This window comes from Pseudomonas sp. SJZ103 (assembly GCF_007828335.1).
Classification (GTDB): Bacteria; Pseudomonadota; Gammaproteobacteria; order Pseudomonadales; family Pseudomonadaceae; genus Aquipseudomonas.
This window is the reverse complement of sequence record NZ_VIUN01000001.1, coordinates 188,944-204,357: the sequence shown is the minus strand read 5'-3', so window position 1 is coordinate 204,357 and position 15,414 is coordinate 188,944. Positions and strand designations below refer to the sequence as shown.

The window sequence follows — 15,414 nt, the reverse complement described above, 5'->3', positions numbered from 1 at the left end:
ACAAACCCTCTTATTGTTCTGTCAGCGGGCGTACAGCGACGCCGCTTTCAAGACGCGCCAACTGCTCGGCGTCGCTGATGCCAAAACCGATCTGACTCACCGCCATGGCGGCAATTGCCGTGGCGCGGCGCAGGGTTCGTTCGGGCGCTTCAGATTCAAGCAAACCATGGAGCATCCCGGCCAGCAGCGAGTCGCCGGCGCCTACAGTACTGGCCACCGTGACCTTGGGCGGCGTGGCATGCAGGGTGGGAGCCCGGCTGTACCAGCTCACGCCCGCGGCACCGTCGGAGACGACCACATGTTCAACACCCTGCTGATGCAGTTGGCTGATCACCTCAGTGGAATTGCCCAGGGCATCGGCCAACTCTTCGGTATTGGGTTTGATCAACCACGGGGCCGCCTTAAGACCGGCACGCAGCGCCTCGCCGCTGGTGTCCAGGGCGACTTTCAAGCCGAGACGCTTCAAGTGTTCCAACAGCCCCTGCAACCACTGCGGGCTGACCCCACACGGCAAGCTGCCGGCGACGACCACCGCATCATGGCCCGGCGCAATGCGCGTCAATTGGTCGAGCAACGCTTGCTGCGCCTGCTCACTGACCAACGGCCCCGGCGCATTGATGTCGGTGACCCGGCCGTCCTGCTCGGCAATCTTGATATTGCTGCGGGTTTCGCCGGGCACGCGGATAAACGCGTCGGCAAAACCACGCTGTGCAATCAGCGCCTCGAAGGCGTGGGGATTGTCCTCACCGAGAAAACCGCCCACGGTCACTTGATGGCCCAGGTCGGCCAAGACTTGCGCCACATTCACGCCTTTGCCGGCGGCATGGCTGAGCAGGGTTTCGCTGCGGTTGACTTCACCCGGTTCCAGGTGCGCCAGGCGTACCGTCAGGTCCAACGCCGGGTTCAGCGTCAGAGTCAGAATCCTTGCCATCTACACGGCCTCCACAAGGGCACGCACTTCGGCGGGCGTGCCCACCACCAGTGCTTTTTGCGCCAGGCCCTGGGCCTCGCTCAGACTGAATTCACGCACCCGCGCCTTCACTTCGGGAATGCTGCGGGCCGACACGCTCAACTCATCCACACCCAGGCCGATCAGCACCGGCACCGCCAGCGGGTCCGCCGCCAGTTCGCCACACACACCGACCCATTTGCCATGGGCATGGGCCGCGCGCACGGTGATGTCGATCAGTTGCAGTACCGCCGGGTGCAGGCCGTCGGCCTGGGCCGACAAGGTCGGGTGGCCACGGTCGATAGCCAGGGTGTACTGGGTCAGGTCGTTGGTGCCGACACTGAAGAAGTCCACTTCCTTGGCCAGCACCGGCGCGAGCAAGGCTGCCGACGGGATTTCGATCATGATGCCCAGTTGCAGGTCGGCCACCGGAATTTCCAGGCGCAGGCGCTCGGTCATATCCCGTGCCGCACGCCACTCATCCACGCTGCCGACCATCGGGAACATGATGCGCAACGGGCGGTTATCCGCCGAGCGCAGCAGCGCGCGTAATTGCGCCTCCATGATCTGCGGGCGTTGCAGGGTCAGGCGAATACCGCGTACGCCGAGGAAGGGGTTTTCTTCCTCGGCAATCGGCCAATAAGGCAGCGGTTTGTCGCCGCCCACATCGAGGGTGCGCACCACCAGCGGACGGCCCCCGAGGCCGTCGAGCACACGGCGGTACTCGGCTTCCTGGGTGGCTTCGTCCGGGGCTTGCGGGTGGGCCATGAAAATCAGTTCGGTGCGCAGCAAACCAATGCCTTCGGCGCCCTGCTCCACGGCGCTGGCCACACCGGCGCTTTCGCCGATATTGGCGAACACTTCCACGGCGTGACCATCACGGGTCAGCGCCGGTTCGTGGCGCTGGGCCGAGGCGGCCTGCAAGCGTTGCTCACGGGTATCGCGCTCGACGGTGGCGCGTTGCAGGGTGGCCGCGTCAGGATCTACATGCAGGCGGCCACGTTGGCCATCCAGCAACAACGGCGTGCCGGCGGCCAGCAGCAGCACCGCCGGGCCTGCGCCGACCAACGCCGGAATACCGAGGGCACGCGCGACAATGGCGCTGTGGGCTGTTGCGCCGCCACGGGCGGTGAGGATGCCGGCGACGCGGGCCGGGTCCAGGCGCGCGACGTCGGAGGGGCCGACTTCGTCCATTACCAGGATGTAGGGTTCGCTCGGCTCCTGGGCGGTTTCGACGCCGCACAGTTGCGCCAGCACCCGGCGACCGATGTCACGCAGGTCGGCAGCGCGCTCGGCGAGCAAGGCATCCTGCAACGATTCCTGCTGTTTGGCGGCGGCTTCGATCACGCTCATCCACGCCGCTTGTGCGCTTTCACCTTGCTTGAGACGGGTGTCGACTTCGTCGGTGAGTTCCGGGTCGTCGAGCATTTCCTGGTGGGTGATGAAAATCTCGCGGATGGCTTTGGCTTGGCTGCGTTCGATCAGGCCCTGGATGTCCCGGCGCACATCGGCCAGGGCGTCTTGCAGGCGCTGGCGCTCAATGGCCGAGGACTCGCCGCGCAAGGGGTAATCGAACACCTGTTGAATCTGGATATGTGCAGGGCCAATGGCGATGCCCGGCGCTGCGGCGATGGCCTGGAGCTGGCTGCCAGCCTGTGGCGCGCTGATCACTGGCGCGATATCAAGGGCTTCGGGCTGTGCGCTCACGGTCGGCAGTGGCTCGACCTCTTCGCCCAGGCCCTCTTCGACGGCGGCCAGCAGCGCGGGCAATGCATCGCCGGCAATCGTGGGTTCAGCAACAAACTCCAGCACCTGGCCACGCCGGGCGCCAAGGCTCAGCAACTTGCTCAGGCTCTTCACCGACACGGCGCCCACCGGGCCATCGACGATGCGCACACGGATGTCGCCTTCAAAACTTTTCGCCAACTGCGCGAGGATCTTTGCCGGCCGGGCATGCAGGCCGTGGGCGTTGGCCAGGGTGACGCGGGCGCTCGGCCAATCAGGCGGCAGCTCACCGCCGAGCACTTCGAGCACCGCGCGACTGCTGGTGGCGCTGCCCAATTCCTGGCCGCGACCTTCGATCAGCAAGGCGCACAGGCGCTCAAGCAGGGCCTGGTGCGCCTCACCCAGGCTGGCCAGGCAGAACAGCCCATTGAGCGGCTGGCCCAAGTAGCGCATGGGTTTATCCGGGGTGACAAACGCCAGGCCCGGGCGCTTGACCGTCTGCTCGCTGTGCAGCCACCACAAGCCATCACCCAGGGGCAGCGCATCGACCTGCTGCAACACGGCGGCAAACCCATTGCTGACGCAATCGGCCTGGCGCAGCAAGCGTGCGCCTCTCCAGACAAGTTCTTCGAAGTCATCGGCCGACACGCCCAGGCTGATCATCTGCGCGTCCAGCGCCAGCTCCTGCGGTGCGCCTTGCAGCAGTTTCAGCAAGGCTTCAGCCGTGCCGGCGCGGCGCAGCGCCTGGCCCAGGTCGGTTTCACCGAGGGCGCGGGTGAGCAGTTGCAGCAGGCGCAGGTGTTCGTCGGATTTGGCGGCAATACCAATGGCCAGGTACACAATCTGCCCATCGCCCCAGTCCACCCCTTCGGGGAACTGCAACAGGCGCACGCCGGTGGAAAACACCTGATCGCGGGTTTCGGGGGTGCCATGGGGGATGGCAATACCTTGGCCAAGAAAGGTCGAGCCTTGGGCTTCACGGGCTTGCAAGCCGCTGAGATAACCCTCGGCAACCAGGCCATCAGCCACCAGTTTGTCTGCGAGCAGGTGCAAGGCAGCAGATTTATCCACAGCCACCTGGCCCATGGAAATCTGCTCTACAGTGAGCTCAAGCATGCCGTTCTCCTAGTTAGTGCGATGGACGCACTAGGTATTGTTTTGAATAAAACAGTGTAATGGTGTTCCGGGATAACTGACTGAGCAGTCAATTGGCAGTAGGCACTCAGTGGCTAACGTCGTAAAAATACGCTGGCTGAAACGTTTAATCTAGAATTTATGGCAGGTTACGCGTTAATTGCGCATCCTTGAAGAACCACTCGGCACTTGAGCTGAGACATTGGTCGTGTGCAGGAATCGGTTACGATTGGACAAAATGTCGGGGCGAGCTCCAAAAAACAAGGAAATCCCGGTTTGAAACTCAGTGATATCGCACGTCTGGCCGGTGTGTCCGTGACCACCGCCAGCTATGTCATCAATGGCAAAGCCGCACAGCAACGCATCAGCAGCGCGACCGTCGACCGGGTGCGTGCGGTGGTCGAAGCCCATGGCTTTACGCCCAACCCCCAGGCCGCCGGGCTGCGCAGTCGGCATACCCGTACCCTGGGGTTCATCCTCCCGGATCTGGAAAACCCCAGTTACGCACGCATCGCCAAACTGCTGGAGCAAGGTGCACGGGCACGCGGCTATCAGTTGCTGATCGCCAGCTCAGACGATGAAGCCGACAGCGAGCGCCAACTGCTGCAACTGTTCCGCGCCCGCCGTTGCGACGCGCTGTTCGTCGCCAGTTGCCTGCCGGCCAGCGACGACAGTTACCGCGAGCTGCAAGCCAAGGGTCTGCCGGTGATTGCCATCGACCGGGTGATGGGGGCGGACCAGTTCTGCTCGGTGGTCAGCGACGACCGCCAGGCCTGCCAGCAACTGACCAGCAGCTTGCTGCAACCGTTGCCCAAGCAGATCGTACTGATTGGCGCGCGGCCCGAGCTGAGCATCAGCCAGGAGCGTGCGGCTGGCTTCCGTGAAGCGCTTGACGGTTTCACCGGCGAGGTCATCGTCGAACACGGCGAAGCCTTCAGCCGCGACTGTGGCCGACAGCTGATGGAGCAACTTCTGCATCAACTGGGGCACTTGCCTGACGCCTTGGTGACCACGTCCTACGTGCTGTTGCAAGGCGTGTTCGACGCACTGCATGACTTCCCGCTCAAGTCGCGCCCGCTGCGCCTGGGCACGTTTGGTGACACCCAGTTGCTGGACTTCCTGCCGCTGCCGGTCAACGCCATGGCCCAGCAACATCAGCTGATTGCCGACACCGCCCTGCGCCTGGCCCTGGCCGCCATTGAAGAAGAACAGTACCAACCGGGCGTGCACGCCATCGGCCGGACCTTCAAGCAGCGTATCCACGAGGCCTGAGCGTGGAGCTGATCGACACCCACACCCACCTGGATTTCCCGGACTTCGACAGTGATCGCCGGGAAGTCCTCGCTCACAGCCGCACATTGGGCGTACAGCGCATGGTGGTGTTGGGGGTGTATCAGCAGAATTGGCAGCGGCTGTGGGATCTGGTGCAGGCGGATGCAGATTTGTTCGCAGCCTTTGGCCTGCACCCGGTCTATCTCGATGACCACAAGCCCGCCGACCTGACGGAGCTGGGCGACTGGCTGACCCGCCTGCACGGCCATCGACAGCTCTGCGCGGTGGGTGAAATCGGCCTGGATTACTTTCTTGAACAGCTGGATCGCGAACGCCAGCAAGGCCTGTTCGAAGCCCAACTCAGACTGGCGGTGGACTTCCAACTGCCGGCGCTGCTCCACGTACGCCGCAGCCACGCGGCCGTGATTGCCACACTCAAGCGCATCCGCCTGCCACGGGGCGGCATCATCCACGCGTTTGCCGGCAGCCGGGAAGAAGCCCACGAATACATCAAGCTGGGGTTCAAGCTCGGCCTGGGCGGCGCAGCCACATGGCCCCAGGCCCTGCGCATGCACAAGGTGCTGGCACACCTGCCGCTGAACGCGGTCGTACTGGAAACCGACGCCCCCGACATGGCGCCGGCCATGTACCCGGGCCAGCGCAACAGCCCGGAGCACCTGCCGGCGATCTGCACCGCCTTGGCCGAGCGCATGGGCACCAGCCCCCTAGCGCTGGCCGAGGCGAGCACACGCAATGCGTGCGAGCTGTTCAATTGGTAGTACCGGGGTCACCGCTTGCAGGTTCAAGGTCATGCGCTGCCGATGACGGGCATAGCGCAACACCAGGAAATGCACCAGCAGCACCACTAACGACACATTGAGTTGCCCGATCAGGCTGATCAGCCCCACCCACTCCATCACCAGCGCCACGATCAGCACCACGCAGGTCAGCACGGCCATGCTCGGGCGTACCAGCGCCCAGTGGTCCAGCGCCTTGAAATGGCGCAACTGCCGGGGGCAGTTCAACGCCAGGATGCGCTGGCAATACGGGCAATCAAAGGGCTCTTCAATGGCGATGGCATTCAACTGCCAAGGCTTGAGTTCAAACGTGATGTCGCAATGGGCGCAGTGCCCCTTGATGCCGATTGCAGGGGTCATCGTCGTGCCTCCCTTGGACCTTGATTGAGTGACACAAATTTTCACTCATTCACCCGCGCAAAAAAGGCACTCCGGGAAATCAGGACAGGCACTACACCAAACCAAGACCAATCCTACGACATCGCCTTACACACGAAAGGCCCCGATCAGTTGCTTCAATTCGATCACCTGTATCGACAGCTGCCGGCTCGCCGCTTCAGTCTGATGCGCGCCTTCGGCAGCGTGCTCGCCGGCACGATTGATTTCGACGATATTCTGGTCGATGTCATGAGCAACGGCGGTCTGCTGCTCCACAGCCGCGGCGATCTGCTGATTCTGATCGACGATCATGCCCACGGCACCGAGGATATTTTCCAGGGCTTGCTGGACCTTATCCGACTGTTCCACGGTGCCGCTGGCCATTTCATGGCTGCTGCCCATGGCCTTCACGGCCGCTGCCACGCCGCTGTGCAGGCGGCTGATCATTTGTTCGATTTCTTCGGTGGAATGCTGGGTCCGCCGGGCCAGGGTTCGCACCTCGTCGGCCACCACGGCAAAGCCGCGTCCCTGCTCACCGGCCCGCGCGGCCTCGATGGCCGCATTGAGTGCCAACAGGTTGGTCTGCTCGGCGATGCTTTTGATCACCTCCAGGACGCTGCTGATGGATTGGCTGTCAGTGGCCAATTGGTTGATCACCCTTACCGACTGGTCGATCTCCGAGGCCAGCTGCGCAATGCTGCCCTGCTGGGATTGCACCAGGCCACGGCCGTTGACGGTTTCATCGTTGACGCTGTGGGCACTGCTGACCGCCGCCGCCGCATTGCGCGCCACCTCCTGGGCTGTGGAAGACATTTGGTTCATGGCCGTCGCCACCTGCTCAATCTGCATGCGCTGGCCAGAGACCGCCTGATTGCTCCGGGCCGAGACCGTTTCCACTTGACCGGCCTGTAATTCGACCTGGCTGACGGTGTGCCCGACGCGCTCGATCAAGTCATGGATTTTCGCTACGGTACCGTTGAACACTTGGCCCAGATCGCCCAACTCATCGCGGCTTTGGGCAACAAAGGTAACGGTCATGTCGCCGGCGGCCACCTTGTCCATCATCGCCCCCAGACGCCGCAACGTAGTACGCGTAGACGCGTAGAACCCCGCATACAGGTAGAAAATCAGCAAAAACACCGCCGTCAGCGCCGAGACCAGCATCACCATGTGCGTACGGTTCTGCGCCAGGCGCTGCTCCAGTTGCTGCCCGAGGAACATCAGGGTGGCGTCATCGAGCTGATAGGTGTGGTCCATCAATTGGCTGACGCTGTCATAGAAACCCTGCCAGGGGGCATCAAGGGTTTCGGCCATCACCACCTGTTCTTCAAATAACTCACTGCCGTGCTTGAGGCTGGCGTTACTGGCCTTGGCCAGGCTGTCGAGTGCCGCATGCGCGGCGTTGCTGGAGCCCAGGACGTCCTGCAATTTCAAGGCGTATTCGGCCTGGAGCTTTTCCAACTGTTGCAGCAGTTCGTCGAAGCGGGTACTGGAAGATGAGTTGAGAAAACCCTGGCCCAGGGAGTAGGCGCCCATCGCCCGACCTTCTCCCAAGGTCTGGGTGACCTGCGGGGTGACGCTGGTGATCAGTTCGCTGAGTTGGCGCAAGTCACTCTGGGGGTCGCGGCTCAAGCCGGACTGGCTGGCAATGATCTGGCTGAGCATCTGTGCCTTATTGAGCAACTTGCCGATCAACGCACTTTTGCTCTGCAGCGAGCTTTCCTGCTGCTGGGCCTGGAAGGCCGCGATCAGTTCGTCACGCTTACCTTCAAAGGCGGCGATTTGCTCAGGTTCGGCAGCCATCGGGTTGAGGCCTTGCAGACGGGCGAGCACGCTCTGCTCCAACGCGCTGATCTTGTCCTCAAGGTCAGCGGCCTTGCCGGACTGACCGAGCGTTGCGTTGATCTGCACCTGGTTATTCAGGGTTTCCAGGTCACGGCGCAGGACCAGGCTGCTGCCGAGCAAATCCAGGCTTTGCAGCTCGACACGAGTGCCCTGGAATTCGCGCCAGGAATCGCGCACCAGGTAATAGTTGGTCGCCAGCATCGGCAGCAGGAACAGCACGCTGATCAGGCTGAACTTCAGGCCGAAGCTAAGACGGTTCATCAGCGCGATGGCGGGATAGAGCAAGCTCTTCACAGGTGACCTCCCCTTTCTTTTATTTTTATTGAGGCGCAGGGCGGCGGCAGAAAGCCACTATTTGGCGCTCTGTCTGTATAGCTCAATTTGAAAGGGAGTTTTGTAACGTAAAGTTAACGAACCAGGATTGCGGGGGGGCTGCTGCGCAGCCCGGCGCGGGGCAAGCCCGCTTATCACAGGAATCAGGGCAACACCGTCCAGATGGCGAAGCCGGCATACCACAGCACCGCCGCACGCAGCAGCAGTTCCCACAGGCGATCCAGGCTGTTGATGCCGTCGGCACCCACGGCCGGAGGGGGGATTTCAGCGGCGACCAGACCGACTTTTTCCACCAGTTGCGCCGCGCTGATGTCCCAGCTCAGCAACTCGTGAAGCATGACACGGCTGACCGCGACGAAATTGCCCACCAGCGCAAAACTGGCCGCCAGCAAGCGCACCGGCAACCAGTCAAACGCGTGACGCAGCTGCCCGGCGCGCTCAGCCACCAGAGGGTTGTGGCTATGCTCACTGGCGAGCGCCAGCAGTCGATAGGCCAGCGCGGCGACCGGCCCTAACAGGAAGTACCAGAAAATCACGGCGAAGAAGCTCTGGTAGACCTGCCACAACAGATAGCCCTGGACGCGCTCCAGCAGTTGCTCGCCGCTGTCGGCGCCCAGCTTCAGGTCGCGCTCGGCCACATGTTCGGCCGCCTGCAGGTCACCACGGCGCCAGGCATCACGAAATGGCCCCAGCCCAGCCAATAGATCGCCACGGCCCAGGCTGTAGATCACCACCAGCAAGTGCACCGGCAGCGCCAACAAACCATAGGCCACCGGTTCCAGCACCAGCAACAACAACGCCAGCAACGCCACCGGCAGCAACACCAGCAGGACCAGAATCAGCCAAGGCTGCTTGCCCGTGCGCGGGCTCGACTCCAACTTGGCCAATTCGCGCAACCAGCCGCCGTCACGCTGCAACCGCTGGCGCATGGCCGAGAACTTCTCGATCCACACTGCCAACACCAACACCAGAAAACTCATCGTGCGTGTCCTCCATCCTGCAGGGCGCTGCGAAAGCGCGCCCAATCAAAAGCGGGGCCGGGATCGGTCTTGCGCCCCGGAGCAATATCGCTATGGCCGCAAATACGCTGCGGCGTAATACCTGGGTAGGCTGCCAGCAACTGACGGGTCAGGTCGATCAGCGATACATACTGAGGGTTGGTGAACGGCAAATCATCCGTGCCCTCAAGCTCTATCCCCAAGGAAAAGTCATTGCACGTCTCACGCCCTTCGAAGCACGAGACCCCGGCATGCCAGGCCCGGTCGATACAGGACACAAACTGCGTCACCGTGCCATCGCGCTCAATCAGAAAATGCGCAGACACCCGTAGGTCGGCAATCCCTTCAAAGTAGGGATGTTCCGTGACGTCCAGGCGATTCTGGAAAAACTCCTGCACTTTGCCGGTGGCAAACTGCGCGGGTGGCAGGCTGATGTTATGCACCACCAACAGCGAGATTTCGCCTGTCGGGCGCTCGTTGAAGTTGGGTGAGGGGCAATGGCGAATGCCCTGGCACCAACCGCTGGCGGGGTCCAACTGCATACAGGATCCTTGAACGTGACTAAGTGTGACCAGTATGCCGCGTTCGACCCCGTGGTTGCGATCACTTGCCGCGATTGAGTTGACGCAGCTTGCCCACCACCGCCGCCAGCGCCCGCTCGAACAGCGGCTCATCGTCCAGGTTATGCAGCGCGCCCCGTTTGAACGCCATCGCCAGTTGGCCCGCACTCTTCTCCAGGACCTTGAGCCCGGTACGGCCGACGAAAACATAGGTGCTGGCCGGCGCCATGATCGCCGTCAGCTTGCACCGCAGGGTGCCTGCCTGGCCCTGCTGGAACACGAACCAGTCGCCGATTCGCAATTGGTGCACCTTGGCCAGGTCCGGATCATCGTCCGGCAGGCCCTCGACTGGATCGAGCGGCAGTGCGCTGAACACAAAGGGCTCACGCACTTCGAGCCATCCATCGCCCCCCTCGGGCGGCCGGACATGCAGGGTCTGCAAGCGCACAAAAAAATCGCGGGTGCTGAAGGGGTCGAATGCAGCGCTGGTCAAGCCGTCGCGCAGTGCCTTGAGCAACCCCGGCAACTGCTCCAGCAAGTGCACCCCGGCTTCAGTGTCTGCCGGCAGGCTGACACTCCAGATCAGCTCATCCATGGTGCGCAGCCCTGCCTGCCATTGCACCGACTGCTCGCCGTGCTTGAGGCTGGCCAGCAACAGCACCTGGCTCCAGGCCTGTTGCAGGAACTGCACCACCGCCTGCGGCAAAACCTTGCCCAGCATCCGTCGATTGAGTACCTCAGCCACCCGCGTACGCGCCGCTTCAGTGCGCACGCGCCCTTCTTCAGCATTGCGGGTGTGTTGTTCAAGCAATTCGCTACGACGACGCTCATCGGCGGTGAACGCTGTGAATTCAGTCAGCAATTGGGAAAAAATCGCCGGATCTTCAACAAACTCATTGAGTAAACGCTGAACCACCTGCTCTATGCGCAGGTACAGGCTGTCGCGCTGGAAGTCATCGACGGGGCTCCAGCCCATGGCAGTGGTCGCGATTTCATTCAACAGGCGCCGAGCCGGGTGGCCGGGGCGACTGAAAAAGCTCTTGTCCAGCACCGCCACTTTCAGCATCGGGATCTGCAGGCGGCCAATCAAGGCCTTGAAGGCGTCCGGCACCGCGCGGTCATTAAGGATAAATTCGAACAGCAGGGCGATCAGGTTGATCACATCTTCATCCGCATCCTCCACCACCCGCGACTTGCCACTCTTGACGCTGACACGGGTGAGCAACTGCTCGAGCTGGTTACACAAGTCAAAATCATCTTCGGCGTCCGGCTCCGGGACGTACTGCTGCAAATGGGATAACAGGCGCAGCAGATCGCGGGTGGCGATGGGCTGGGGTTCGGCACTGGCTTCAAGGGTAGGCGACACGCTACCGCGCACGACGGTCAACAATGCCTGCAAGGCGGTGAAGGCTTGCTGGCCATTTTCGTCGACGGGTTGGTCGGCGCTCGACAATGCCTCCTCGCGATGATGATCGCGGGTGGCACGACCGCCAGGACGACGGGATGGCACGGCCTTGAGTTCCGGCAACACGCCGGTCGCGACCAGCAGTTGATTGGCTTCACCGTACAGTTGGTCAGCATCACTGAGGACGTACTTTTCAAACAGCTTGAGCATGATCAGCTTGACGCGGATCTCCACGCCCAGACTGCGCCCGGCACGCAGGAAAAACTCGCACAGCAGCGCCGGGCCCAGGGGGTTCTCACGGTCGTCCAGGCGATTGCCGAGCAATACACTCAAGCGTGCAGTGAGTTGCGACAGCGCCAGGCCGTCGCGGTGACGCACCCGGCCTAGCATGGCCTCAAGCGCGACAGCTTTTTCCAGGTCGTCCCTGGACGTGCCTGAGGCCGCGTCATAGGACACCACCGGCACCAACTGAAGCTCACCATGCCCCGCCTGCCCCAGGCTTCCAAAGGCCTCGAACAGCCGCTCCATGAACACGCGCTCGAAATTCTTGCGCTTGAGGCGCAGGTCGCGCATGGCTTCAAAGAAAATATGGTGGTCCACGTTGCTGCGAGCCTTGTCGGCCATTTCGAACAAGGTGTCGTCGGCGTTATCGAACAGTTCCTGCAAACCCTGCTGCAACTGCTGCGCCGCCTTGTCCCGAACCTGCAGCAACACCACCGGCAGGCGCGCGAGCGGCGATGGCGTGGCTTGTGCCTTGTTGATCGGCACCACCTTTCCGTCATTGTGCATCCTGGCCTCCTGAAACGGCGGTAAAGCGTTGGGGAAAGATCGTGTACAGGCCCAATAAGCGCTGTGGATAACCGGTTACCACCAGGGCGTCAAAGCTATGACGCCAATTGCAAGGCGCAAGATTATCTTGCAAATGAGTGCGGTTGCGCCAGCAAACTCTGACATTGCGCTGTAAATGAGTGGTGAGCCTGGGTTCAAACGCACGCTGCCCCTATAATCGGGGCACTTTGTTTGTGGAGCCTGTTATGCCAAATCTCCGTCTTGCCGACCTCACCGCCGAAATCGAAGCCAACGTGCGCCGCGCGCTCCTGGAAGACATCGGCAGCGGCGACATCACCGCACAGTTGATCCCGGCCGAACGGCTGGCCACGGCCACCATCATTACCCGCGACGACGCCGTCATCGCCGGCACAGCATGGGTGGACGCGGTATTCCGCCAACTGGACCCGCGGGTTGCCGTGCACTGGCAGGTGGCCGACGGCGAGCGCGTCAGCCCCAACCAAGTCCTGTTCCGTCTGGAAGGTCCGGCGCGTTCGCTGCTCAGTGGCGAACGCTCTGCCCTGAACTTCCTGCAATTGCTCTCCGGGGTCGCCACACGTGCTCGGTTCCTGGCGGATTTTGTCGCCAGCACCCAGGTGAAGCTGCTGGACACCCGAAAAACCCTGCCCGGCCTGCGCCTGGCGCAGAAATACGCGGTGACCTGCGGTGGCTGCCACAACCACCGCATCGGTTTGTATGACGCGTTCCTGATCAAGGAAAACCATATCGCGGCCTGTGGCGGGATTGCCCAAGCCATCAGCGCCGCCCACAAGATCGCACCCGGCAAGCCGGTGGAAATCGAAGTGGAGAGCCTGGACGAACTGCGCGAAGCGCTGGCGGCGGGCGCCGACATCATCATGCTCGATGAATTGAGCCTGGAAGATATGCGTGAAGCCGTGCGCCTGAACGGCGGCAAGGCCAAGCTGGAAGCCAGCGGCGGGATCAATGAAACCACCCTGCTGCCTATCGCCGAGACGGGGGTGGACTACATCTCCATTGGTGCGATGACCAAGGATGTGAAAGCAGTGGATTTGTCGATGCGTCTCAGTATTTGAGCACCTTAACGGTAGGAGCGAGCTTGCTCGCGAAAAACCTGAGAATGCCGCAGGGAACCAGGCAGCCCGCGTCATCGTTAGCGATTTTCGCGAGCAAGCTCGCTCCTACAAGCTGCTTTTAAACGACCAAATCGTTCATCTCGCAATACTCTTCCCATTCGACACCCAGCACCTCGGCCGCCTCTTTGTGCAAGGCCAGCCGTGCCGCTTCGAATTCTTCCGGTGTCGAGGTGTACTTGAGGGTCAGTTCCCAAGGCTGGAAGCCCTGGCTCTCGGCTTCGTCCTCGAAGGCCCACTGGATCTGGTCGCGCTGATCATCGGCGCTCAGGTCCTTGATCTCTTCTTTAAGCTGCGGCGATTCCTCAAGGTATTTTTCGAGGGCTGCTTGATGCCGAACTTCCTGGGTCATTTCAGTCGTGGTCATGTTGTTCTCTTAGATCGAGGAATGGGGATGCATCTGGGTCATCAAGGTTGCGCAGATACAAAAGAGCGGGCACACGTGCCAACTCGTCTGGCCTTCAGAACCATTCTGGGATCATCTGAAAACATTGCCTTTGAAACACTGCCGTTAAAACACCGCAGCTAAAACAGTAGCGCCTTTTTGCCCGAGACAGGAATCGAACCTGCGACCTTCGCGTTACGAGTGCGCTGCTCTACCAACTGAGCTACACGGGCGGTGAGCTAAAGCTAGCACCGCATCGGGCGTCCGGCAACTTGCGCCCTTCAACGGGCAATGACCCCCTGAGCCCAGAAGCGTGGTTGCAGGTGACGACCTTCGCCGTCCTGGTACTGCTGCTGGGCTTGCTGGAGGTGAGGCACATCGCGCATCGCGATAAACACCAACAGACCAACGGCCAACACACTCAAGGCTTTCCATAGGTTCCGGGCCAACGGCAGCGCAGCGCTTGCTGGCATGTGCGACACATGCAGCGCCATCAGCCAGCCCACCACCAGCGCCAACCAGACCTGGGAGTTGGGCATCACGATCACGCCATCGACCATGGACTGCACCAGCGCCCCCACCAACGCCGCAGACAGGCACAAACGCAGCAGGTCAACACGCTCGGCGGACAGCGCTCGCTCGCGTAGCACAGCCAACATGGCCCAGCCGCCTCGCCCTGCCAGCACCGCCACGCACAGCGCCGAGGGCACACCCCATTCGCTGGCCCATTGCAGAATCGCCTGATGGGGATGAGCGGCAATCCTGTTGGCGATATCGGCAAAATGCATCGGCCCGAAACCAAGCCACGGCCGCTCGACGAGCATGTACCACGCCTGCCACCAGATCGGGCCACGTCCCGACAGCGAGGTGGTGAGGCGATCTCCGGCACCACTGGAGAGCTCAATCCCCAGGTAATCCGCCAGCACCGTGAATATCAGCCAATACAGCAACAGCCCAACCAACACCGCGGCCAACTGCCAGCCCAGCCAGCGACGCCCCCAAGGCCCAAGCACCGCCAACACCAGGCCTGCCACGCCCATACCGAGCCAGGTACCCCGCGTGCCGCCGCTGATTGCGATCAGCCACCAGACACACAGCAACGCAAACATCGCACCTCGCAAGGCACGGGAGATATTCGGGATCAGTAAAGGCAGCGCCAGCAATGGCAGGGTAAATGTCTGAAACTGGCCGTAGAAACGCTTGTTGGAAAAGCCGGACAACAGCCGGTCAGGGTCCAGCGCGCGCTCGCCACTGGTGAACGCGAGCGTACCGGCATAGAGATACTCGGCCGACTTGATCAGGCACAACACCACCACAACCAGGATCAGCACGCGATCCAAAGACTCGCCGCCGTGACGACGAAGCAGGGAAAAGGCGACGGCAATCGCCGCGCAGCTGATAAACAGCGCCACTTCGGTGAGCGCCCACAGCGGCTGATGGGCAAGCGCCGAAGACAGCAGGCCCAGCCCGACAACCAGCGCTACTCCCCAGGCCGTGGGCCTGTCCACCCAAGGTTCAGTCGAGGTAACCGACAACCCATACAGCACCGCGCAAAACCCGATGGCAATTTGCATTCCACGCTGTAGATCATGCCCACCGAACGGTGCGCAAATCCCGACAGTCATCAGGCACGCAGTTGCTATCAGGAAAACTCCGCCTCGCTGCTGTACGGATAACGCCATCGGCCACCTCG

At 62.0% G+C, this 15,414-nt stretch carries 12 protein-coding genes, 1 tRNA gene and 2 pseudogenes; 3 read left to right on the top strand and 12 right to left on the bottom strand.

From position 1 onward, the window contains the following. Window positions 1-10 precede the first annotated feature (10 nt). Together pfkB and ptsP are read right to left on the bottom strand one after the other, a co-directional pair. A complete protein-coding gene (gene pfkB / locus FBY10_RS01135) occupies window positions 11-931 on the bottom strand; it encodes a 1-phosphofructokinase (RefSeq protein ID WP_131698472.1) in 921 nt (306 codons plus the stop codon). Beyond that, window positions 932-3,790, bottom strand: a complete 2,859-nt coding sequence (gene ptsP, locus FBY10_RS01130; protein ID WP_145335373.1) for a phosphoenolpyruvate--protein phosphotransferase — start codon at window positions 3,788-3,790, stop codon at window positions 932-934. A 294-nt stretch (window positions 3,791-4,084) separates the two neighbouring features. Between ptsP and cra the strand changes: the two genes are divergently transcribed. Together cra and FBY10_RS01120 are read left to right on the top strand one after the other, a co-directional pair. Continuing rightward, window positions 4,085-5,080, top strand: coding sequence for a catabolite repressor/activator (gene cra / locus FBY10_RS01125; RefSeq protein WP_131698474.1), 996 nt, complete (start codon window positions 4,085-4,087; stop codon window positions 5,078-5,080). Between the two features lie 2 nt (window positions 5,081-5,082). Next, window positions 5,083-5,859, top strand: a complete 777-nt coding sequence (locus FBY10_RS01120; protein ID WP_145335375.1) for a TatD family hydrolase — start codon at window positions 5,083-5,085, stop codon at window positions 5,857-5,859. Here the strand turns inward: FBY10_RS01120 and FBY10_RS01115 are convergent. The 6 genes and pseudogenes from FBY10_RS01115 to FBY10_RS01095 form a co-directional block, all read right to left on the bottom strand. Continuing rightward, the gene (locus FBY10_RS01115; RefSeq protein ID WP_145335377.1) at window positions 5,806-6,237 is read right to left on the bottom strand and encodes a hypothetical protein; all 432 of its coding nucleotides are present in this window, start codon (window positions 6,235-6,237) and stop codon (window positions 5,806-5,808) included. The genes FBY10_RS01120 and FBY10_RS01115 overlap by 54 nt on opposite strands. Window positions 6,238-6,363: 126 nt before the next feature. Beyond that, a complete protein-coding gene (locus tag FBY10_RS32095) occupies window positions 6,364-7,068 on the bottom strand; it encodes a methyl-accepting chemotaxis protein (RefSeq protein WP_371920961.1) in 705 nt (234 codons plus the stop codon). Window positions 7,069-7,221: 153 nt separating this feature from the next. Then, window positions 7,222-7,419: pseudogene (locus FBY10_RS32090) on the bottom strand (HAMP domain-containing protein); the annotation flags it as partial. Window positions 7,420-8,576: 1,157 nt separating this feature from the next. Further along, entirely contained in the window at window positions 8,577-9,413 is an 837-nt protein-coding gene (ampE, locus tag FBY10_RS01105; protein WP_145335381.1) for a regulatory signaling modulator protein AmpE, read from the bottom strand. After that, window positions 9,410-9,973 (bottom strand): 1,6-anhydro-N-acetylmuramyl-L-alanine amidase AmpD, encoded by a 564-nt coding sequence (ampD, locus tag FBY10_RS01100; protein WP_145335383.1) that lies wholly within the window; start codon window positions 9,971-9,973, stop codon window positions 9,410-9,412. The genes ampE and ampD overlap by 4 nt, the downstream gene beginning before the upstream one ends. 61 nt (window positions 9,974-10,034) lie before the next feature. Beyond that, complete coding sequence (locus FBY10_RS01095) at window positions 10,035-12,185, bottom strand: DUF1631 domain-containing protein (protein WP_145335385.1); 2,151 nt, start codon at window positions 12,183-12,185, stop codon at window positions 10,035-10,037. Window positions 12,186-12,430: 245 nt separating this feature from the next. Here FBY10_RS01095 and nadC point away from each other — a divergent pair, with 245 nt between their 5' ends. Next, window positions 12,431-13,279: a carboxylating nicotinate-nucleotide diphosphorylase gene (gene nadC / locus FBY10_RS01090; protein WP_131698480.1), complete on the top strand. Its 849-nt coding sequence runs from the start codon at window positions 12,431-12,433 to the stop codon at window positions 13,277-13,279. Window positions 13,280-13,286: 7 nt separating this feature from the next. Here nadC and FBY10_RS31995 read toward each other — a convergent pair. The 4 genes and pseudogenes from FBY10_RS31995 to FBY10_RS01075 all read right to left on the bottom strand — a co-directional run. After that, window positions 13,287-13,376 (bottom strand): annotated as a pseudogene (locus FBY10_RS31995) (outer membrane lipoprotein carrier protein LolA); the annotation flags it as partial. A gap of 21 nt (window positions 13,377-13,397) precedes the next feature. Further along, entirely contained in the window at window positions 13,398-13,703 is a 306-nt protein-coding gene (locus FBY10_RS01085) for a DUF6388 family protein (protein ID WP_027604882.1), read from the bottom strand. Window positions 13,704-13,881: 178 nt separating this feature from the next. Continuing rightward, window positions 13,882-13,954 (bottom strand) — tRNA-Thr (locus tag FBY10_RS01080). A 48-nt stretch (window positions 13,955-14,002) separates the two neighbouring features. After that, window positions 14,003-15,403 carry an O-antigen ligase gene (locus FBY10_RS01075; protein ID WP_131698481.1) on the bottom strand — a complete coding sequence of 467 codons (1,401 nt, stop codon included), beginning with the start codon at window positions 15,401-15,403 and terminating at the stop codon, window positions 14,003-14,005. Window positions 15,404-15,414 lie beyond the last annotated feature (11 nt).

Coding starts and splice junctions, on each gene's coding strand:
- pfkB (WP_131698472.1), bottom strand. CDS start 931: ATGGCAAGGATTCTGACTCTGACGCTGAACCCGGCGTTGGACCTGACG.
- ptsP (WP_145335373.1), bottom strand. CDS start 3,790: ATGCTTGAGCTCACTGTAGAGCAGATTTCCATGGGCCAGGTGGCTGTG.
- FBY10_RS01115 (WP_145335377.1), bottom strand. CDS start 6,237: ATGACCCCTGCAATCGGCATCAAGGGGCACTGCGCCCATTGCGACATC.
- FBY10_RS32095 (WP_371920961.1), bottom strand. CDS start 7,068: ATGTCTTCCACAGCCCAGGAGGTGGCGCGCAATGCGGCGGCGGCGGTC.
- ampE (WP_145335381.1), bottom strand. CDS start 9,413: ATGAGTTTTCTGGTGTTGGTGTTGGCAGTGTGGATCGAGAAGTTCTCG.
- ampD (WP_145335383.1), bottom strand. CDS start 9,973: ATGCAGTTGGACCCCGCCAGCGGTTGGTGCCAGGGCATTCGCCATTGC.
- FBY10_RS01095 (WP_145335385.1), bottom strand. CDS start 12,185: ATGCACAATGACGGAAAGGTGGTGCCGATCAACAAGGCACAAGCCACG.
- nadC (WP_131698480.1), top strand. CDS start 12,431: ATGCCAAATCTCCGTCTTGCCGACCTCACCGCCGAAATCGAAGCCAAC.
- FBY10_RS01085 (WP_027604882.1), bottom strand. CDS start 13,703: ATGACCACGACTGAAATGACCCAGGAAGTTCGGCATCAAGCAGCCCTC.
- FBY10_RS01075 (WP_131698481.1), bottom strand. CDS start 15,403: ATGGCGTTATCCGTACAGCAGCGAGGCGGAGTTTTCCTGATAGCAACT.